This window comes from Rhizobium sp. RHZ01 (assembly GCF_014851595.1).
In the GTDB taxonomy this organism is placed as follows: Bacteria; Pseudomonadota; Alphaproteobacteria; order Rhizobiales; family Rhizobiaceae; genus Rhizobium; species Rhizobium altiplani.
Map to the genome: position 1 here is coordinate 151,909 of NZ_JACUZZ010000001.1, position 20,457 is coordinate 172,365.

General features: G+C 59.4%; 19 protein-coding genes and 1 tRNA gene. 14 read left to right on the top strand and 6 right to left on the bottom strand.

Features of this window, described 5'->3' with window-relative positions; translation table 11 throughout:
- From IB248_RS00665 to IB248_RS00725, 13 genes are all read left to right on the top strand, one after another.
- Complete coding sequence (locus tag IB248_RS00665; protein WP_192240002.1) at window positions 1-822, top strand: carbohydrate ABC transporter permease; 822 nt, start codon at window positions 1-3, stop codon at window positions 820-822.
- Window positions 823-926: 104 nt separating this feature from the next.
- Entirely contained in the window at window positions 927-1,298 is a 372-nt protein-coding gene (locus IB248_RS00670; protein WP_018856686.1) for a hypothetical protein, read from the top strand.
- Window positions 1,299-1,678: 380 nt separating this feature from the next.
- Window positions 1,679-3,118 carry an undecaprenyl-phosphate glucose phosphotransferase gene (locus IB248_RS00675; RefSeq protein WP_210332915.1) on the top strand — a complete coding sequence of 480 codons (1,440 nt, stop codon included), beginning with the start codon at window positions 1,679-1,681 and terminating at the stop codon, window positions 3,116-3,118.
- Between the two features lie 322 nt (window positions 3,119-3,440).
- A complete protein-coding gene (locus IB248_RS00680) occupies window positions 3,441-3,812 on the top strand; it encodes a VanZ family protein (protein ID WP_192240003.1) in 372 nt (123 codons plus the stop codon).
- A 107-nt stretch (window positions 3,813-3,919) separates the two neighbouring features.
- Window positions 3,920-4,957 carry a LacI family DNA-binding transcriptional regulator gene (locus IB248_RS00685; protein WP_018856683.1) on the top strand — a complete coding sequence of 346 codons (1,038 nt, stop codon included), beginning with the start codon at window positions 3,920-3,922 and terminating at the stop codon, window positions 4,955-4,957.
- Between the two features lie 212 nt (window positions 4,958-5,169).
- Window positions 5,170-5,245: transfer RNA gene (locus tag IB248_RS00690), tRNA-Val, on the top strand.
- A gap of 79 nt (window positions 5,246-5,324) precedes the next feature.
- Window positions 5,325-5,639: a DUF6538 domain-containing protein gene (locus IB248_RS00695; RefSeq protein ID WP_192240004.1), complete on the top strand. Its 315-nt coding sequence runs from the start codon at window positions 5,325-5,327 to the stop codon at window positions 5,637-5,639.
- Window positions 5,640-5,783: 144 nt separating this feature from the next.
- Entirely contained in the window at window positions 5,784-6,818 is a 1,035-nt protein-coding gene (locus IB248_RS00700) for a Gfo/Idh/MocA family oxidoreductase (RefSeq protein WP_192240005.1), read from the top strand.
- Between the two features lie 12 nt (window positions 6,819-6,830).
- Window positions 6,831-7,733 (top strand): sugar phosphate isomerase/epimerase, encoded by a 903-nt coding sequence (locus tag IB248_RS00705; RefSeq protein ID WP_025658231.1) that lies wholly within the window; start codon window positions 6,831-6,833, stop codon window positions 7,731-7,733.
- A 65-nt stretch (window positions 7,734-7,798) separates the two neighbouring features.
- Window positions 7,799-9,031: a sugar ABC transporter substrate-binding protein gene (locus IB248_RS00710; protein ID WP_018856680.1), complete on the top strand. Its 1,233-nt coding sequence runs from the start codon at window positions 7,799-7,801 to the stop codon at window positions 9,029-9,031.
- Window positions 9,032-9,142: 111 nt separating this feature from the next.
- Window positions 9,143-10,045, top strand: a complete 903-nt coding sequence (locus IB248_RS00715; protein ID WP_018856679.1) for a sugar ABC transporter permease — start codon at window positions 9,143-9,145, stop codon at window positions 10,043-10,045.
- A complete protein-coding gene (locus IB248_RS00720; RefSeq protein WP_018856678.1) occupies window positions 10,042-10,869 on the top strand; it encodes a carbohydrate ABC transporter permease in 828 nt (275 codons plus the stop codon). The genes IB248_RS00715 and IB248_RS00720 overlap by 4 nt, the downstream gene beginning before the upstream one ends.
- Window positions 10,866-11,936: an ABC transporter ATP-binding protein gene (locus IB248_RS00725; protein ID WP_192240006.1), complete on the top strand. Its 1,071-nt coding sequence runs from the start codon at window positions 10,866-10,868 to the stop codon at window positions 11,934-11,936. Before IB248_RS00720 ends, IB248_RS00725 begins: the two co-directional genes overlap by 4 nt.
- Window positions 11,937-11,975: 39 nt before the next feature.
- Here the strand turns inward: IB248_RS00725 and IB248_RS00730 are convergent, their stop codons facing one another.
- From IB248_RS00730 to IB248_RS00740, 3 genes are read right to left on the bottom strand one after another with little or no spacing between them, the layout of a single operon-like run.
- Complete coding sequence (locus tag IB248_RS00730) at window positions 11,976-13,007, bottom strand: aldo/keto reductase (RefSeq protein WP_192240007.1); 1,032 nt, start codon at window positions 13,005-13,007, stop codon at window positions 11,976-11,978.
- 47 nt (window positions 13,008-13,054) lie between these two features.
- The gene (locus IB248_RS00735) at window positions 13,055-14,953 is read right to left on the bottom strand and encodes an ABC transporter ATP-binding protein (protein WP_192240008.1); all 1,899 of its coding nucleotides are present in this window, start codon (window positions 14,951-14,953) and stop codon (window positions 13,055-13,057) included.
- A gap of 11 nt (window positions 14,954-14,964) precedes the next feature.
- The gene (locus IB248_RS00740; protein WP_192240249.1) at window positions 14,965-16,773 is read right to left on the bottom strand and encodes an ABC transporter ATP-binding protein; all 1,809 of its coding nucleotides are present in this window, start codon (window positions 16,771-16,773) and stop codon (window positions 14,965-14,967) included.
- A gap of 451 nt (window positions 16,774-17,224) precedes the next feature.
- On the opposite strand from IB248_RS00740, the gene IB248_RS00745 reads away from it, so the two are divergent.
- On the top strand, window positions 17,225-18,631 hold the full coding sequence (locus IB248_RS00745) for an FAD/NAD(P)-binding protein (RefSeq protein ID WP_192240009.1): 1,407 nt from the start codon (window positions 17,225-17,227) through the stop codon (window positions 18,629-18,631).
- Here the strand turns inward: IB248_RS00745 and IB248_RS00750 are convergent, their stop codons facing one another.
- From IB248_RS00750 to cyoC, 3 genes are read right to left on the bottom strand one after another with little or no spacing between them, the layout of a single operon-like run.
- Window positions 18,632-19,387, bottom strand: coding sequence for an SURF1 family protein (locus tag IB248_RS00750; protein ID WP_192240010.1), 756 nt, complete (start codon window positions 19,385-19,387; stop codon window positions 18,632-18,634).
- Between the two features lie 47 nt (window positions 19,388-19,434).
- Complete coding sequence (gene cyoD / locus IB248_RS00755; RefSeq protein WP_025658240.1) at window positions 19,435-19,836, bottom strand: cytochrome o ubiquinol oxidase subunit IV; 402 nt, start codon at window positions 19,834-19,836, stop codon at window positions 19,435-19,437.
- Window positions 19,833-20,453 (bottom strand): cytochrome o ubiquinol oxidase subunit III, encoded by a 621-nt coding sequence (gene cyoC / locus IB248_RS00760; RefSeq protein ID WP_018856668.1) that lies wholly within the window; start codon window positions 20,451-20,453, stop codon window positions 19,833-19,835. Before cyoC ends, cyoD begins: the two co-directional genes overlap by 4 nt.
- Between the last annotated feature and the right edge of the window lie 4 nt (window positions 20,454-20,457).

Genomic DNA, 20,457 nt, shown 5'->3' on the forward strand with positions numbered 1-20,457 from the left:
ATGCTGAACACTGCTCGTTGGCTCGTCTTTGCAATTGCTACGCTCGCAATGAACTTTCCGGTCATCGTTACACTCGTCACCTCGTTGAAGAGCGCGAGTGAACTGTCAATCAATCCCGGTCTCTGGATAAGCCAGCCGACACTTGAGAACTACCTTCGGGTTCTGACACACACGGATCGGTTCAACATTTACTCGTATCTCTTCAACAGTACGATTGCCTCGCTCATCGGAACGAGCCTTGCGATCCTTCTGGCCTTCCCGGCGGCCTATGCCATTGCTCGAAGCGAGGCGGGCAAGCGCACCCTGTTGCCTGTGATCATCAACCTTCGAGCGGTGCCATTGATCATTTTTGCGATCCCGCTTTATATGATGTATCAATGGCTTGGCCTTCTCGATACGCGGCTTGGACTGGGTCTGATCTTGACGATTGTCAATACGCCACTTGCGCTCGTCATCATGGTCAATGCCATTTCCGACGTGCCCCTGGAACTTGACGAAGCAGCGAAGGTGGATGGTGCCAGCTCCTGGCAAATAATGGTAATGATCATCCGGCCCGTCGTCAGGCCGGCATTGGTGACCACCTTCATCTTCGGCTTCATCACCGCCTGGAACGAGTTCCTGTTTGGCCTCATGCTGACGACCAGCCAGGCCGTTCCAATGACCGTCGGCGCCTCCTTCTTCTTTGCCGCCAGCGGAGGCGGGGTGCAGTGGGGAACCGCATCGGCCGTCATGATGCTCGGCGCGCTGCCGCCTGCGGTGCTCGGTCTCGTCATGTACAGGCAGATTTCCGGCTCAATGACCGCCGGCGCCGTGAAGGGGTAGGGACACCTGCAAGCCCCCAAGATCTCTTCCGAAACCCGGATGAATCTTGTCGATCAGTGTTTGCTAATATACCTTTGCAGGGTTGGCAACGAAGGAGCCGGGCCATGCTGAGACTATCTCTTGTCGCCTCCGCCCTGCTGTCATTATCCGTGCTCAGCGCTTTCGGTGACAGCCCCTGGTATCGGATGGTTCCGGTACCAAATGCGCCAGGCTGCAACGTTCTTGCCGACCCGGGCGGCCGGCCCATTTTGCAACGTTACGAAAAAGGCGGCACGCGCATGTATGGCATCGGTGGCAAGGCATGCCCGGAAAAATTCCCGGGAATAGACTCCGCCAAGATTTCGATCGCGCGGTCGATCACGACAGACGGGAATTTTGCGCGTATCACAACAAGGACACGCAAGTTGGTGGTCACCCGCGCGGGCACCGGCAGCAACTATCAGTTCGCTGTCAACAAGCTGGACGTGCCGAGATAGGCGGGGCCGGCGGTTTGCCCGGCAGACTCACTATTCTCAGGTGGGGCGGCGATCCCGGCATTAAAGACTTGGCTTCCGCTCGTAAACATGGCGCAGGTCGGCGACGAATTAGGCGCACCCAAAGCCGATCTCACATAACCACAGGCGAAAGTGAGCCGATTAAAAACAACAGATCTGGATTAGCCGACTGGCACAAATACAAATTAATAGAAACCCATTCGAAAAATACAATCTGTGCTGCGTATTACGAAACTATACTTTCCGTGCTTCGATATATATTCTGGAATTGTCTCAACGTTACGCAATAAGGCGTATCTGAGGATAATTGTTGGACACGTTTAACCCATGCTAACTATACGGCAGGGTTGAGGGTGTGCTTCATGACCATTCCAGTCGAACAGAACTGGGGCCCGCATCTTTCCGTCAAGAGCGACCGGAAATGGTTCGGCCTCCACAGCATAGCGATTACCTGCATCGCAGCAGCGTTCGATTTTGTCGTCCTCCTTGCGGCAAGCGCCGCAGGGCATTTGTTCTATGAGCAGATGACCTACGGCACCCTGGCTGACCCGTTGCGCTACATCGGGATCGGTTTGCTTGTGGCAACGGTTTTCGTACTGGCGATGTTCAGCGTCCACGCCTATCGATCGAGCGAGATGTTCTCCTTCCGTCGCCAGTTGTTACTGATCGTCGCGTTTCTCCCGGCCGCCCTATTCTTCCTTCTCGCCGTCATCCTGTTCCTCAAGATCGACATGGCGATATCGCTGGGTTCAATCGTCACAAGTGCGGCCCTCTCTTTGAGCGGACTGGTGGCTTTGCGCTTGCTCTGGTATCGCCACCTTAGCAGGGCGATCGCGCGCGCCGCGTTCCGCACCCGCCGGGTCCTGCTTGTTTGCCCAGGCACGATGTCGACGGAACCGGTCGTTCAACGTGCCGCCCTCAGCGGTCTCTCCGTAGAGCATACGATGCGAATTTCCGAGGGTGATCATTCGCTGGCTTCCACGAGCGACGCTTATGTGAAGAGCGGCATAGGCGAAGTCGACGAGGTCTTGGTTGCCTGGAGCGACTACGGCAATTTGCGGGCACTCGAGGAGTGTCTGAACACCCTGCGCCAGTTCTGTGTGCCGGTAAACGTCATGTTCGGCGGAGTGGTCGGTGATGTCGTCGAGGGCTTCGCGCAGACTGTCGGAGAACGGCGCGTATTTCAGACACACCGCCCACCGCTCGAGCTTTACGAACGCGGGCTGAAGAGAGCGTTCGATATCGCCTTCTCGATCGCGGCGCTGGTGGTCATGTTCCCGATCTGCGCTGCGGTTGCCGTCGCCATCAAGCTCGACAGTCCGGGACCGATTTTCTTCGTGCAGTCCCGAAAAGGATATAATGGCCGGACGTTTCGCATCCTCAAGTTTCGCAGCATGTCTGTCATGGAAAATGCCGCCGACGTGCGTCAGGCGACACGCAATGATCCTCGCGTGACCCGCGTTGGCGGCTTCATTCGATCAACGAGCCTGGATGAACTCCCTCAATTCTGGAACGTCCTTCAAGGTGACATGTCGGTGGTTGGCCCGCGTCCGCATGCGTTGGCGCACGATGACCTTTACGGATCGCTTATTGCCCAATACGCATCCCGCCGCCACGTCAAGCCAGGCCTGACAGGCTGGGCCCAGATCAACGGATGCCGAGGCGAAACCCCGACCGTGGATCGCATGGCTGACCGTGTTCGTTACGACATCTGGTACATCAATAACTGGTCGCTGTGGCTCGATTTGAAAATAGTCTTCATGACGATGGGCACCGTGATTGGCCGCCACAACGCCTACTAGCTCGTCATCGTTTGCAAGTGTTTGCAAGGTGCGTGCGCGATACGTCCGTTTCGCCCACGGCTTTCCTGCACACTCCGATTCTGCGCAATTCCTCTACAGATGAAGGACGTCTATTGGCCTGAGAACGAGCGTACAGTCATACAGTCATCTGAATGACGCCTCGCTGAATATTTGCTGGCGATGGGTGTGATGCGTGGTTTTTAACGAAAGGACGGTGTTTGTCCCAAAATGCCGAAGGATTGCGGATGCACGGTGTTCTTGAGGCTTTCGCTTTCTTCACATAGTTGTAATTTGCGCTTCCTCGCAAACCGGTGACGACAGGATGTCCGACGTGTCCGACCAAATTGCCATTGGGCTGACCTTCGTCGTCGTTGCCCAAGCAATCGCATGGGTACTGCTTGTCTTCATCCTCTTCGTGACGATCGCTCCCATAAGGCTGCGTCCGCGAACGATCACTCACGTCAATCTCGACAGGAGCCTCGCTTTCGCGGCGATGGCCTTCTTTTTTGTGCTTGGCTATTCGCAGTCTCCGGTGCTGATTACGATCAGTTGCATTGTTGGCGCCGGCCTTTCGGAATTACTTCAACTGCTGTCGCCGTCACGACACGCGCGACTGCCAGACGCCATGGCGAAATCCGTCGGAGCCGCCGCCGGCGCTTTGGCAGCGATAGTAACGCTGTCGACCGCTGCCTGAGCAAGAATTGACGCTACGGCTGCGGGTTGCAATCGCGCTTTCCGGAAACGTTTTTGTATGGCAGATAAGGACCTGACGCGTTCAATCCGGGAGGAAGATTGCCGCAAATGAAGGGAATTCGCCAACTCGCCAAGCATCTCGACATTTCGATCGGGACCGTTTCGCGTGCGCTGAACGACAGGCCCGACGTCAACGAGGAAACCCGCAAGCGCGTGCTCGCGGCGGCCGAGGAGCTGGGTTATGTGGCAAACCAGTCCGGCCGGAGCCTCCGCCAGGGCACGACCAATGTCATCGGCCTGATGATCGAGTCCAGCAAGGAAACGGTCGAAAACAGCGACAACTTCTTCCTCGGCGTTACTGGTGGCCTGCAGAGTGTGCTGTCCCGTCACAAACTTGATCTGTTGATGTTGCCGTGCCCAAACGACGAGGATCCGCATGAATACCTCAAGCGCATGGTCGCGCGGCGCATCGTCGATGCGATGATCATCTCGGCGACGCAGCGGGTCGACAAGCGCATCGATCTTCTGGTGAAGGCCAAGATCCCCTTTGTCGCGCTTGGCCGCAGCACCTCCGGCGGAAGCCACCCCTGGATCGATCTGGACTTCGAGGGCGTTGCAGCCTGCGCTGTCGATCGTCTCGTGTCGAAGGGACATCGCCGTATCGCGATCGCGGCGCCATCCAATGACATCAACCTCGGCTATATTTTCGTCGATGCCTATCGCCAATCACTGGAGCGCCACGGCATAGCCTATGATCCGTCGCTGGTGATCCGCGTCAAATCGAGTGAGCAGGGCGGCTATCAGGCCGGTCATGAGATGCTACGGCTCGACAGCAAGCCGACGGCCATCATTCTGATCTACGAGTTGATGGCGATTGGTCTCTACCGGCGCATGAACGAGGCGGGCATCGTTCCTGGTCGAGATCTGGCCGTTATCGGCTTTCGTGAGGAACCTCGCGGAAAATTTCTGCAGCCATCGCTAACCTGCTTCCGCATGTCACTGCGCGATCTCGGCGTCGAGCTCGCCGAGACCTTGCTCGCGACGATGCCGGCTTACGCTGAGCATTATCCCAGGGGTGCCCGCAACACGATCTGGCCCCTTGAGCTCGTCCCGGGCGAGAGCGACGCCTTTTCGCTGGAGGCATAGTCTCCAGCGTGGTCGGAAGGCCCTGCTCATCGCTTTCCAGTGCAGGCCGTTTTTGCCACCGCGCATCGGCTTGGTTGGCCCCTAGTGGTTCGAGCCCTGCAAAGCCCTTCCGAAAAAATAAAAAAATCTTCACAAACGCTCTTGCGGTTTCCCCGCGATCCGCATAAATCACGGCCACCGACGCGGCGGACCAAACGGGACCGATTTCGCGAGGGCGATTAGCTCAGTTGGTAGAGCGCCTCGTTTACACCGAGGATGTCGGGAGTTCGAGTCTCTCATCGCCCACCATTCTTTTCCCTTACGTTTCAAATACCTAAGTGATATCAAGGTCTACCTGAGACCCGAGTCGTGTACACGGGTTACGTACATGGTGCATTTGATCACGAATCCGACCAAAGGCCCGAACGGCGTCTACTACTACGTCAAGCGAGTTCCCAAAGACCTGATCGCCAAGATTGGCAAAGAGCGCTACTCGATTTCCCTCCGAACTAAGGACCCAAGAGGGGCCAAACGCCTGTGCGGGGAAATGGACGTTCAGAAGGATAGAGAGTTCAGGGCGCTACGCGAAGGACCACAGCCGCTGGCCTTCAAGGTATCGTGGGCCTTGCGGGGCTGGCCTCATTTACCGCGGCGAAATCAGGCAGATTTTTTCCGTGCTGCGGCGCAGCACGTATTTATCTAAAGCCCTAGGTTTGCAGGTGTTTTCCGCAGCATTTCGCACTGTTTGAACCACTATTGACACCAAGAAACGTTTCCGCTTAGTATCGTAAACGTTTACGGGATGCGTTTCGGGAGGAAAACCGGAAACGACCCACCGGAGGAAATCGTGATTTTGAATGCCGTTCTATGCGGGTGCGGAGCCATGTCCAAAGGCTGGTTGCGCGCCATCAAGGAAACCCCGGCTCTTGCAGCCGCGATCGAGGTCAAGGGCCTCGTCGATGTCAATCCGGCAGCCGCTGAAGCACTTGCCGCCGAGTTCGGTCTTGAGGGCGCCGTCATCGGCAGCGATCTTGCCGACGTCATCGCCAGGACCAAGGCCGACATCGTATTCGACGTCGTCATACCGACAGCCCGTTTCAATGTCGTCTCGACGGCGCTGAAGGGAGGTTGCCATGTTCTCAGCGAAAAGCCGATGGCGACCTCGCTTGCAGAAGGAGCCGCGCTGATCGATCTTGCCGCCGAGACCGGCAAGATACACGCCATCATCCAGAACCGCCGCTTCATCTCAGGTGTGCGCCGCATGCGCCGCTTCGTCGAGAGCGGGGCAATTGGCGACCTGACCGCCATCCATTGCGACTTCTTCCTCGGCCCGCATTTCGGCGGTTTTCGCGAGGAGATGGACAATGTGCTTCTGCTCGACATGGCAATCCATACCTTCGACGCCGCACGCTATGTCGCTGACAAGAAGCCGCTTGCCGTCTATTGCGTCGAACGCAATCCGACCGGATCCTGGTACAAGCACGGCGCATCCGCCAATGCCACCTTCGAATTTTCCGACGACGTCGTCTTCACCTATCGCGGCTCCTGGTGCGCCGAAGGTGAGCGCACGAGCTGGGAAAGCGAATGGCGTCTCGTCGGCTCGAAGGGCATGCTGACCTGGGATGGCGGCGATACATTCAATGCAGCTGTCGCCGGCAAGGATCCCGGCCTCCTGCACGGCTTTACGCCCGTAAACGTTCCCGAGCCCGCGCACGAAGAAGAAACGCACGGCCATGCCAGCGTCATTGCAAGCTTCGTCGAGGCGATCAAGACAGGCAAGCGGCCAGAAACCGCAAGCTCCGACAATATCCGAAGCCTCGCCATGGTCTTCGGCGCGATCGAAAGTGCCAAGACCGGCAAGCGCATTGAAATTTCAGCATAAGGAAAAGCGATTGTGAGCAACCCCGCCAAGTCCATTCGTATCGGCACCATGGTCAGCGCCTCCAAGGGCGGCGCCGACAAGCGCATCGGCCAGATTGCCGATATGGGCTTTGAAAGCTTCGAACCCTTCTTCTGGCAGACGACCAACGGCCAGGATCTGGCCGAACTCGGCAAACGCTCGCGCGACGCCATCGGTGACCGTGACATCACGATCTCGACGCTCGGCATGTTCGGCAATCCGCTGGAAACGACCGACATCGACCTGCAGACGCTGCAGGGCTGGAAGGATTGCATCGACAATGCTCACCATTTCGGCGCAACCTGCGTTGCCGGCTTTACCGGTCGAATCCGCAACAAGCCGCTGACCGACAGCCTGCCGCGCTATAAGGAAATCTGGAGCGAGCTTTCAAAGCGCGCCGCCGACAAGGGCGTCAAGATCGCGTTCGAAAACTGCGCCATGGACGGCAACTGGGCGACCGGCGACTGGAACATCGCGCACAACCCGGATGCCTGGGAACTGATCTTCAACGAAACGCCGGACGATCATATCGGCCTTGAGTGGGAGCCCTGCCATCAGATGGTCTATCTGATCGAGCCGCTGCCGCAGATCCGCAAGTGGGCCAAGAAGATCTTCCACGTGCACGGCAAGGACGCGACGATCCGCTGGGACGTCATCAAGGAACATGGCATTTTCGGCAAGGAGAAATTCGTCTTCATGCGTACGCCGGGCTTCGGCGACAGCAACTGGACGGACATCATTTCCGAATTGCGGCTTGCCGGCTGGTCCGGTTCGATCGATATCGAAGGCTGGCACGACCCGGTTTATCGCGACGCGCTGGAAATGACCGGTCAGGTCTATGCGCTGAACCATCTCAAGCATGCCCGGGGCGCCGATTTCGTCGTCGATCCGGTTTGATGACATCGCGGCCGGCGAGGAGGAATCGCCGGCTTCCGACAGGATAACCACAAAGGAGGAGAACTATGGGTATCCGCAAGTTTGCAATGATCGGCGCCTTGGCGCTCGCAGGCGTTTCTCTCTTCGGCCTGGCCGCCAAGGCCGAAGACGTCACCTTGACCCTCTGGTCGCTGGACAAGGACATCCAGCCGGCGCCGAACCTCGTCAAGGAATTCAACGCCCAGAACAATGGCATCAAGATCGAATATCGTCTGATCCAGTTCGATGATGTCGTCACCGAGGCCATGCGCGCCTATGCCACCGGCCAGGCCCCTGACATCATCGCCGTCGACAACCCCGAGCACGCGATGTTCTCGTCGCGCGGGGCCTTCCTCGACATTACCGACATGATCAAGGGATCGTCGGTCATCAAGCCGGAAAACTACTTCCCAGGTCCGCTGAAGTCCGTCGAATGGGACGGCAAGTACTACGGCGTGCCGAAGGCGACCAACACGATCGCGCTCTACTACAACAAGGACATGTTCAAGGCGAAGGGCCTCGACCCGAACAAGCCGCCGCAGACCTGGGACGAGCTTGTCGAGGATGCCCGCAAGCTGACCGACCCCGCAAAGAACGTCTATGGTCTCGCCTTCTCGGCCAAGGCAAACGAGGAAGGCACCTTCCAGTTCCTTCCCTGGGCCCAGATGGCGGGCGGCGGTTATCAGAACATCAATGCCGAGGGCGCGGTCAAGGCGCTTGAAACCTGGAAGACGATCATGGACGAGAAGCTTGCTTCTCCGGACACCTTGACGCGCGGCCAGTGGGATTCGACCGGCACCTTCAACTCCGGCAATGCCGCGATGGCGATCTCCGGTCCTTGGGAACTCGACCGAATGACCAAGGAGGCGAAGTTCGACTGGGGCGTTGCCCTGCTTCCGGTTCCGAAGGAAGGCGCTGAGCGTTCCTCGGCAATGGGCGACTTCAACTGGGCTATTTTCTCCAGCACGAAGCATCCGGCCGAAGCCTTCAAGGCACTGGAGTTCTTTGCCTCGAAGGACGACAAGATGTTCAAGAACTACGGCCAGCTTCCGGCCCGTTCCGACATCACCATCCCGGAAACCGGCGAGAAGCTCAAGGATGAGGCGCTGAAGGTCTTCATCGAACAGCTGAAGTACGCCAAGCCTCGCGGCCCGAATCCGCAATGGCCGAAGATCTCGAAGGCGATCCAGGACGCGATCCAGGCTGCCCTGACCGGCCAGATGAGCCCGAAGGACGCGCTCGATCAGGCTGCCGACAAGATCAAGGCCGTGCTCGGCTAATCCACTCTGCATAACCGGATGGCTTTCGGGCCGTCCCTACCATTTCCTCCCGGCAGGGGCTGTCTTGCAGCGCAAGCTTCAGGCAGCCCCGTTCGGAGTATTGGAGGATCGATGAAACGGATTCTTTCAAGCGTCAGGGACGGCCGCGGCTTCGACATCACCCTGGTCGCCTTTCCGCTGGCCTTCCTGTTCCTGATGGCGGGACTGCCGCTCATCTACAATGTGGTGATGAGCTTCCAGGAGGTTGACATGTTCAGCCTCGGAACCTTCTCGCGCCCCTTCGTCGGCTTCAAGAACTATACCGATCTCTTTGCCCAGCCGGAAACCTGGCCGATCCTCGGCAATACGGTGATCTTTGTCGTCGGCTCGATCGCAGGTCAGTTTCTGATCGGATTTGGCCTGGCGCTGTTCTTCTGGGTCAATTTCCCCGGCGCCTCGTGGCTGCGCGGCCTGTTTCTCGTCTCTTGGGTCATGCCCGGCCTTGTCGTCGGAGCGATCTGGAACTGGATTCTCTCGGGCGATTTCGGCGTCCTCAACTTCATTCTGAAGGAGAGCGGCATCATTAGTAGCAACATCTTCTGGCGCTCCGATCCGCATTTTTCGCTCTATGCGGTCATCATCGCCAACGTCTGGCTGGGGACTGCCTTCAACATGATCCTGCTGTCGGTCGGCCTGTCCGGCATCCCCGGTGACCTCTATGAAGCCGCCGAACTCGACGGTGCCAATGCCTGGCAACGCTTCTGGACGATCACGCTGCCGATGATGCGTTCCACGATCGGCGCCATCATCGCACTTGGGCTGATCTTCACGCTGCAGCAGTTCGATCTCTTTGCCGCCATCACCTCAGGTGGTCCGAACAACTCGTCCAACGTCACGCAATACTGGGCCTGGGACCTGTCCTTCCGCCAGTATGATTTCGCCAAGGGCGCGACCATCTCCGTCATCATGATCATCTTCGTCATGTTCGCCTCGGTCGTCTATGTCCGCTCCACACGTCATGAGGTGCGCGGATGAGCGATACGACACGCAACCGCCTTATGCTCGTGATCGCCATCCTCATGGCGGCGATCTATCTGTTCCCGCTCTACTGGATGTACATCACGGCCCTCAAGGGCGGGTCCGAGATGTTCGCAACGCCCCCGAGCTTCTGGCCGGGCGACCCGCAATGGGGAACCTTCGGCTATGTCTGGGAAAGCCGCGGCATGGGCCGGTATCTCTGGAACTCGCTGGTCATCGCCGTCGGCGCCGTTACCCTGATCACCGTACTCGGCGTCGGCTGCGCCTATGTTCTGGCGCGCTACCGCAACGTGTGGGTCGATATCGGTCTGTTCATGATCCTGATGCTGCAGGTCCTGCCGGCATCGTTGATGGTGACCCCGATCTTCGTCGGCTTCTCGCAACTGGGCATGCTCGACTATCCGCGCCTTGCCGTCATCATCGCGATCGCCGCCAAGAGCATGCCCTTCTTCGTCGTCCTGGTGCGCGCCACCTTCATGGCCGTGCCGATGGAACTCGAGGAAGCAGCGCTGGTCGACGGCAACAGCCGCGTCGGTGCCTTCTTCAGCATCGTGCTGCCGCTTGCCCGCAACGGCATCCTCGTCAGCGCCATCCTCATCTTCATGCAGGCCTTCGGTGAGTTCGTCTACTCGAAGTCGATGATCCAGGCTGCCGAGCTTCAGCCGGCGAGTGTCGGTCTCAACTCCTTCATGGGGCCGAACACCAACGAGTGGAACAACATCATGGCCTACGCCACGATGTATGTGACGCCGATCCTCGCCATCTTCGTTCTCTTGCAGCGCCGCATCGTATCCGGCCTCACCTCTGGAGCCCTTAAATGACCAATCAGATCGAGCTCAGCGGCGTCAACAAGCACTACGGCGCGTTTCATGCCCTGAAGAACATCAACCTGTCGATCGCAAAGGGCACCTTTGTTGCACTCGTCGGTCCGTCCGGCTGTGGCAAGTCCACACTGCTTCGTTCGCTCGCAGGCCTTGAGAGTATCTCTGAGGGTGAGTTGAAGATCGCCGGCGAGTTGATGAACAACGTGCCGCCGCGCAAGCGCGATGTCGCCATGGTCTTCCAGTCCTACGCGCTCTATCCGCACATGACCGTCGAGGAGAACCTGACCTACAGCCTGCGCATTCGCGGCGTCGCCAAGGCGCAAGCCAAAAAGGCGGCGGAGGAGGTCGCTGCTACAACTGGCTTGTCGCATCTGTTGAAGCGTTACCCGCGCGAGCTTTCCGGCGGCCAGCGCCAGCGCGTTGCAATGAGCCGGGCCATCATCCGCCATCCGAAAGCATTCCTGTTCGATGAGCCCCTCTCCAACCTCGATGCCGCACTTCGTGTTCACATGCGCAAGGAAATCCGGGCGCTGCACGACCGTCTGCATGCCACCTCGGTCTATGTCACCCACGACCAGATCGAGGCCATGACAATGGCCGACCATGTGGTCGTCATGCGCGAGGGCGTGATCGAGCAGCAAGGCAAGCCGCTCGATCTCTACGACAAGCCAGCCAACAAGTTCGTTGCAGGTTTCATCGGCTCACCGGCCATGAACTTCATCCCGGCGGTAGCAGGCGAAGACGGCAGGAGCCTGACCATCGATCTCGGCAGCGTGAAGCACAAGATCGCGATCGACCATCAGATCCAGCCGGGCCGCAAGGTGACTGCCGGCATTCGTCCCGAGCATATCGGCGTAACCGCACCGGGGCAGGGCACCTTCGATGTGCCTGTCGCGGTGGTGGAATCCACCGGCTCATCCACCTTCGTCACGGCGGCGACGACCCCCGAGCTAACGATCGTCGAGACGGGCCGCGGTACAGCACGCGCAGGCGAAACGGTCGGCGTGACCGTCGATCCGTCGCAACTGCACCTCTTCGACGACGCGAGCGGCGTGCGCCTCTGAAGAACAAGGCGGCCGGAAAATTCCGGCCGCACACCAATCCTAACGCCCGCCTTCGATCTTGCGATGGCGCTGGTTTGTGCCGCCAGCCCCATAGGGATAGTCGGCCACATGCGGCTGGCTGACATCGCTAAGCTTCGTCATTTCCTCTTCGGAAAGCAGAAGCTTTGCAGCAGCGAGATTGTCTGCGAGCTGCTCGCTCGTCCGGGCTCCGAGAATGACGGATGTTACCGCCGGTCGCGCTGCCGTCCAGGCAAGGGCGACCTGTGCCATGCTCACACCACGCGCCTTGGCGATCGCCTCTACCGTCTCGATGATCGTCCATGTCCGCTCCTGCGCATTCCGCTGGGCGTAGGATTCCATGCCGCGGCTGGGGTTTTCCCCGAGGCGGGTAGCACCGGTCGGCATCTGGTCGCGCCGGTACTTGCCCGTCAGCCAGCCGCCGCCGAGCGGCGACCACGGCAGTAGCCCCATGCCGGCATCCTGGCATGCCGCGACGATTTCCAGCTCGATGTCGCGCACCAGCAGATTATACTGCGGTTGCAGCGTTACCGGGCGAGTGTAGCCGCGGGCCTTGGCGATTTCGGCTGCCTTGGCGATCTGCCATCCGACATAGTTGGAGAAGCCGTAGTAGCCGATCTTGCCGGCAGAGACGGCGTCGTCGAGGAAGCGCAGCGTCTCCTCGATCGGGGTTAGTGCGTCCCATGCATGCATCTGATAGAGATCGATATGCTCGACGCCGAGCCGCAAAAGAGAGGCGTCAAGCGCCTGGTTCAGGTGGCGGCGCGAAAGGCCGATGTCGTTCGGACCTGACCCCATTGGAAACCGTCCCTTGGTCGCGATCACGGCTTGCTTTGCCTCGCTCGGGCGCGCCTTCAGCCATCGCCCGATGATCTCTTCCGATTTGCCGGCACTGTAGACGTCGGCTGTGTCGATGAAGTTTCCGCCCCAGGCGAAGTAATCGTCGAGGAGCTTGTGCGAGGAAGCTTCGTCGGCCTCTGCGCCGAACGTCATGGTGCCAAGGCAGTAAGCGGTTACAATTGCTCCACTATGGCCAAGCTTGCGGTAATCCATGGAAGATCCTCCTCTTCGAATAGTGACGTTGCTTGGAAGGCTTGATTTTAAGTCGCTGAACCGTTCGCCGTCGTCTCTTCGAGCACGGCATCCGGAATATCGTCGAAGGACGCGTAGTTCAGGTTATAGAGCCGCGAATAGAGCTTGCGGTTTTTCATCAGCTGCTGGTGGTTACCGCTTTCGATCAGCTCGCCATTCTGCAGGACGATGATGCGGTCCGCCTCTCTGATGGTGGCGAGGCGGTGTGCGATGACCAGCCCTGTTCGGTTTTCGAGCAGCTTGACGAGCGCCTTCTGGATCAGCATCTCGGTATAGCTGTCGATATTGGCGGTTGCCTCGTCCAGCACCAGGATCTTGGCATCGGCGACCAGAGCACGGGCAAAGCTCAAAAGCTGGCGCTGGCCGAGCGAGAGATTGCCGCCGCGCTCGCCGAGCATGCTGTCATAGCCCTGTGGCAGGCGCATGATGAAGTCATGAGCGCCGACCGCCTTGGCCGCCTCGATGACCTGTTCGCGTGTCGCTTCCACCTTGTGATAGCGAATGTTGTCGAACACCGTGCCCGTAAACAGGAACGGCTCCTGGAGAACCATGGCGATCTGGTTGCCGAGCGAATCCTGTGTCAGGTCGCGCACATCATGCCCGCCGACCAAAACCTGTCCCTGCTGTACATCGTAGAAGCGATGGATCAGCGACATGCAGCTCGACTTGCCGGAACCGGTTGGCCCGACAAGGGCCACGGTTTCGCCTGGGTTCACCTTGAAGCTCACATGCTTCAGGACCGGGTGCTTGGGATGATAGCCGAAAACCACGTCGCGGAACTCGACGGAGCCATCCATGTCGGCGGAAAGCTCCTTTGCGTCAGGCGCGTCCCTGATCTCGACGGGAACATCAAGAACCTCGGTCAGTCGTTGTCCGGAGGCCATGGCGCGCTGCATGACCGAATATTGCAGCGTCAGCGAGCGAATGGGGTCGAAAAAGCGCTGGATGTAAAACAGGAAAGCGACGAGCACGCCGACATCGAGCGCCTGATTGAGAACGCGTGCACCGCCAACGACAATGACAAGCGCCATGGCAACGCCGGTCAGGGAATCCACGATCGGCACCATCACCTGGGCGTAGCGCGCTGCTGTGAGGTGCGTCTTCAGGTTTGCCCTGGCCTTGTCGTCATAGAGCGTGAAATTGACACCCTGGCGATCCATGCTCTGGACGGCGCGCACGCCGTGGATGGCCTCGGCCAGCGCCCCTGCGGCAACGGAATTGGTCTCATGTGCTGCCATGAAGGACTTGCGCGCCAGCGGCAGCCAGAAGAGGCGAACGACAAACAGGATCGGCAGTACCGAGAGCGTCAGAAGACCGAGCTTGAAGTCGAGATAGAGCATGACGAAGACGATGCCGAACAGAAGCGTGATATCGCCGACAGATAGGACCGACGTTTCCAGGAACTCCTGCATCGAATTGACGTCGCCCTGCAGGCGCGACATGAGACGGCCGACCTCGGTCTTGTCCATGAAGGAGAGCGAAACCCGCTGGAGATGCGAAAACATCGCCTTGCGGATGTCGAAGAGCACCTCTTCCGCGACGTTGCCCACCAGCGTCTCTTGCCAGTAACTGGCGCAGTAGTTGATGAGGATCGCGGCGAGAAAGGCGATCATCGCGAAGGTCAGCGCCTGATGACTTCCACCAGGCTGCATGCCGTGATCGATGGCGTAGCGGATGATCAGCGGGATCAGCAGCTGCATGGCCGTGAACGTCAGGACGGCAGCGACCGATAGCAGAACCTGCCTGCGGTATGGGTGCACGAACGCCCAGATGCGCTTGATGATGTTGCCATCGAAAGCCTTGCCGAACATCTCCTCTTCAATGCGATGCGAGCCAACGACGGCGCGCGGCGGTCGGCGCCCATCCTCGCGAACGTCGGAGCGTTCGGTTTCCAGTTCCTCGGCCATTTCATTCCTCCCTAGGCGCTAAGCGCCTCATCGCCCGGCCGTACCTGCAGATCGTAGAGCGCCTTGTAGCGCCCGCCCGCGGCCAGCAACTCCTCGTGCGTGCCGCGTTCGACGATTTCCCCGTTCTCGACGAACAGGATCTGGTCGGCATGCATCAGCGAGCTCAGGCGATGCGCAACAATGATGGTCACGCGATCAGCCGCGTACTTGCGCATCGCGGAGCGAATGCGCTGTTCGGTGGCCGCATCAATTGCCGCCGTTGAATCATCGAAGACCATGACGGCGGGTTTCAACATCAGGGCACGGGCGATCGACAGGCGCTGGCGCTGTCCTCCCGAGAGCGACACACCGCGTTCTCCAACGACCGTGCCGTAGCCAGTCGGCAGGCCGAGCACGTAGTTGTGCAGTTGGGCACTTTCACTCGCGCGCTCGATGCGGCTTTCCTTTGCCCAGGGGTCGCCATAGGCGATGTTGTTTTCAATCGAGGTTGTGAACAGGAAGGAGTCCTGCTGGACAACGGCGATCGCACGACGAAGCGACTGCAGCGTCGTCTTGCGGATATCCTGTCCATCAATGGTGATCTTGCCCCTGGTGACGTCGTAGAAGCGCGGGATCAGATGGGCAAGCGTCGACTTACCGCTGCCGGGCGGCCCGACGATGCCGATCGTCTCGCCGCGCTTTGCCTCGAAGGAGACGTTGCTCAGGACCTCGTGCATCGGTGAGCTCGGATAGGCGAAGCTTACATTCTCGAAGCGCAGCGTCCCGTCGCTGAGCACCAGATCCCTGGCGTCAGGGGCATCCCGCACGGCAATTTCCAGGTCGAGCAAATTGAACAGCCGGGTGCCGCAGGTGGAGGCGCGGGCGAAAGCATTGACCATCAGGCCGAGCTGGCGGACAGGCATCTGCAGGATCGTCATGAAGGTCAGGAACGAAGTAAGCGTACCGACCGTCATCTCGCCAGCCATCACCTTGCCACCGCCAACCCAGAGGACGAGGCCCATGGCAGTGAAGAAGGAGAAGGTCATGGCGCTGGTATTGATGACACGGATGCCGACGCGTTGGTGGGCGAGCGCCAAGGCGTTCTTGGAAGCGCCCTCGAACTTCATCATCTCGTGCGCCTGGGCGGCAAAGGCCCTGACCACGCGGATGCCGCCGAGATTTTCCTCCATGATCCGGGTCAGCACCGACAGCCGCTCCTGAAGGTCGAGCCAGGTTGCGCGCAACCGCAACTGCGTGACCGAGGAACGCCAGGCAACGAAGGGCACGAAGCTCAAGGCAAGCAAGCCGAGGACGACATCGGTGGAAAGCAGCATGTAGGCGCCGATACCGATCAGCATGGTCAAGAGCACCATGCGTACCAGCGCCGTCGAAAAATACATGCGCACGCCTTCAAGGTCGAGCAGCCCGACGGTGATCAGATCGCCGGAGTGGACGCTGTCATGAAAACTGAAGGAAAGGCGCTGGATTTTCTCGTAACAGGCAAGACGCAGCTCGTAGCCCATGTGGTGGCCGACGCTCTCGCTGTAGTAGTTCTGGATCATCGTGAAGATGCCACGCAGAACGCTGGCGCCGAGCAGCATCAGCGCCGTGGTCAGCAGCGCATCCTGTGCGATCTGTCCCGCCTGGCCGCCTTCCATCGCAACCTGCGTGTGGTCGACCGCCCGACCGAGCAGACGCGGGATCATCAGCTGGAAGGTCGAGGCGACAAGGGTTGCGCCGATGGCGAAACCGGATTGCCAGGGATGGCGGAACGCCATGACGGTGATGCGGACGAGCGTAAAGAGGCCCTTGCCCCAGCCTGCCGCAGTCGCCTTCGCCATCGAAGCGGATGGCTTCGTCGTGCGTGTTAAAGCATTGCTGCTCACGGTCATATTCCAAAACAGAGGTGTGGTCGGACGTTGGTCCGGAAAGACGTCGAATCCATGAAGGGATTGATTAGCGCCCTTACTTTTGCCGATTCCTTTCGGCCCTTCAAGTCAAGAATTCACCAACTGGTTATTTTATCGTGAGTGCAACAAAGACTAGGAAGCACCATTTTGACCGCCCATGGCGTCTCGAAATGTCGAAACGGTTTCAGACACTTATCCGCTCCAGACGCCGGCACTCGGAACAAAGGCTTGCCTAAATCATCTTTTGGCGCTTTGATACACGACCAGTTTGATAGACTATAGGGCGGTTCAAAACCGCGTGAACCAGCTCAACGCGCGAGCGTTTTTTCCCGCGTTGAAATCAATCGAGACACGATGCGCAGACGGTCGCAAGGGAGTTGAGATGACGGTTCAAGGCCTGTTTTCTTCGAAGTCAGCGGCGGCAGCAAAGATCTCCGCCGTGCCGCGTTTTGCCATTGTCGGCCGCGGCTTTTCCGGAATGATGATGGCGATCGCGCTGATGAAGACAGTGCGCCTGCCTTTTCATCTGCAACTCTTCGACCCCAACTCTTCGGTGAGCGGGGGGCAGGCACTCTCGTCGGCGCGGACCTCGACGATCCTGAATACGCGTGTTCGCGATCTTTCCGTCTCGGTGGGCGATACGGATGATTTCAACGACTGGCTTTGTAGCAACGCGGAATTCCGCGCCGCCGTGCATGCGGCGATCCCGGGATTTCGCCAGATCTTCGTGCCGAAAGACATTTTCAGCGACTACGTCTACCAGCGCTTCTCGGAAGCCTTGTCCGCCCGCAAGGACATTACGGTTCAGGTGTGCCATGAACCGGTTGTGGCGATCCGCAAGAGCCACGGCAACCGTTTCCTCCTCGAAAGCGCCAATCCAGCCAATCCCCTGTTCGACACCGTCATACTGGCCACTGGCTATGGTCTGCCTGAGACCGAGGAGACTGAGCAGGAGCCGTCTCAGGTGAGAGCCCAGCGCCTGGTCGCGCGCCCACACACGGTCCTTCTCGGCAGCGGCATCAGGGTTGTCGATCAACTTTTGCAATTGCGCGACGCCGGCTACGCGGGGCAGGTTACCATCCTTTCCCGACATGGCTTCCTGCCGCAGAGCCACACGCCGAACTCCGCCGACCCGGTTTTTCCGGCCGACGCGCTGCCAACAAACCTCCCTGACATCCTGCGCTTCATCCGCACGGCCTGCCGCGAGGCAGAGGAAGAGGGCAGAAGCTGGCAATCCGTCATGAACGGGCTGCGCAAACACGCTCGCTCTCTGTGGCGCGCACTGCCAGCCCATCAGAAGCATCAGTTCAACCGGCACTTGCGGGCGATCTATGACAGCCACCGCAACCGCTTGCCCGAGGCCATCTACGCCCGTCTCCAAAGCGAGCTCGCCAGTGGCAATACCGTACTGCGTCGTGGCGTCGTGGGTCGGCAGGGCCTGAGCGGTCTCTTCTTCCGGCCCGCCGGCTCGCACGCCGACGAGATCGTTCATGCCGAGCGTATCCTGGATTGTCGCTGCCGCGCGCCGCAACTGACCTCGCCATTGCTGGCAAGCCTTGTGAGCGGAGGTTTGGCCCTCGCAGATGAATTGTCGCTAGGACTTGCCGTCAATCAGCGGGGCCAGCCCTGTCTTGAAGATGGATCAATGGTCGATGGACTGTTTGCCGTCGGGCCCCTCGGCCTTGGCAGTCTGCCTGACATCGACCTCGTGCCCGAGATCGTCAGCCAGGCCTATGCGGTCGGCGAACATATGGCTGAGCGCTTCTATCCCCGGAGCAAGGCCGTCTGATCAGGATCGACGCGCGCGCAACTCGCCGCGGACGACGAAAGCGAGCAGTCCAGCGGCCATGAGCGCAAGTGCAAACCAGGTGATCGCGTAAACCAGATGGTTGTTGGGGAAGGCGATCTGCGTCAGCCCACCGACCGGCAGGCCGCCTGGGTTTGGCGTCGCATCAGCATCGATAAAGTAGGGGGCGGTATCTGCGACGCCGCGACGATCGGCGATCGCGGCGACATCGCGTGAATACCAGCGATCATTGGCCGGATCATTGGACTTGACCAGCGTGCCTCCAGGCTCGGTAATCCGCAGCAGTCCGGCGATTTTCACCGGGGTTGCAATCTGCCCTTCGCTGCGTGTTGCCGGATCGCGCCTTTCCGTCGGGACGAAACCGCGGTTGATCAGGACCGAGGTGCTGTCGGCCAGCTTGAGGGGAGTGATCACCCAATAGCCGGGCCCGAGCGACGTCGACGCGTAGATCAGCGTTTCCTCGTCGTTTTGCAGGATCCCTTCGGCAGTCACATGGCGATATTCGTCATTGGCGCGGCTGACCTGTCCCCACTGTGCGCGCACTGGCGCGGGAACCGGCTCCGCATGGACGCGCTGATCGACGCGGGCAATCAGATCCTCTTTCCATGAAAGCCGTTCGACCTGCCAGACACCAAGCGCAAGCAGTGCTGCAATCAGCACCAGCAGGAGACCGCAGAATATCGCAAGCCCGGCGGAAGTATGCTGTCTTTGTGCTTTCTCGGAGGGGATGTCGGCCATTGCCAGAAAACCTTGGCGGGCGGCGTCACCACCGCCCGCTCTTGCCTTTAGGGCATATTCTTCATCATTTCCGGGCTCATCGGCATCATGTTCGTATTCAGATGATGCATGACCCAGAGCGAGCCGGCCAGCGCGATGGCGACGAGCAGAAGCGTGAAGATCAACGCCATCATCGTCCAGCCGCCTTCCGAGCGCGGGTTCATATGAAGGAAGAAGATCATATGAACGACGATCTGGACAGCCGCGAGCCCCATGACCCATGCAGCCGTTACCGATGGATTTTCGAAGACGCCGGCCATGACCAGCCAGAACGGGATCGCTGTCAGGATTACCGACAGCACGAAGCCGATCATATAGCTCTTGAAGGTGCCGTGGGCGGCCACATGACCATGGCTGTGACCATGATGGGCTTCGTGGGCGTCCTCGGTTACTGGTGCGTTAGAGGTCATCCGAGGACTCCCATAAGGTAGACGAAGGAGAAGACGCCGATCCAGACGACGTCAAGAAAGTGCCAGAACATCGACAGGCACATCAGGCGGCGGCGGTTTTCCGGGATCAGGCCACGGATCGACACCTGCACCATCAGGGTGATCAGCCAGACGATACCAAAGGTGACGTGCAGACCATGTGTGCCGACCAGCGTGAAGAAGCCGGACAGGAAGGCACTGCGGGTTGGACCTGCGCCCTCGTGGATCAGGTGCGAGAACTCGTAGAGTTCAATCCCAAGGAAGGCCAGGCCGAAGAGGCCGGTAATGGCCAGCCAGAAGAGTGTGGCACCCTTCTCCTGCCGCTCCATCTGCAGCATCGCAAAGCCGTAGGTGATGGAGGACAGAAGCAGCATCGAGGTGTTGATCGCCACCAGCGGCAGATCAAAGAGATCGGCCGGCGAGGGCCCCGCGGCAAAGTTGCGGCCGAGGACGGCGAAGGTTGCAAATAGCACCGCGAAGATGAGGCAGTCACTCATCAGGTAGAGCCAGAAGCCCAGCATTGTGCTGCCTTCCGGATGGTGCTCTTCGGTGAGGTAGAATTCAGGCTTGTCTGCCTTGTCGATCACAGCATCGCTCATGGTC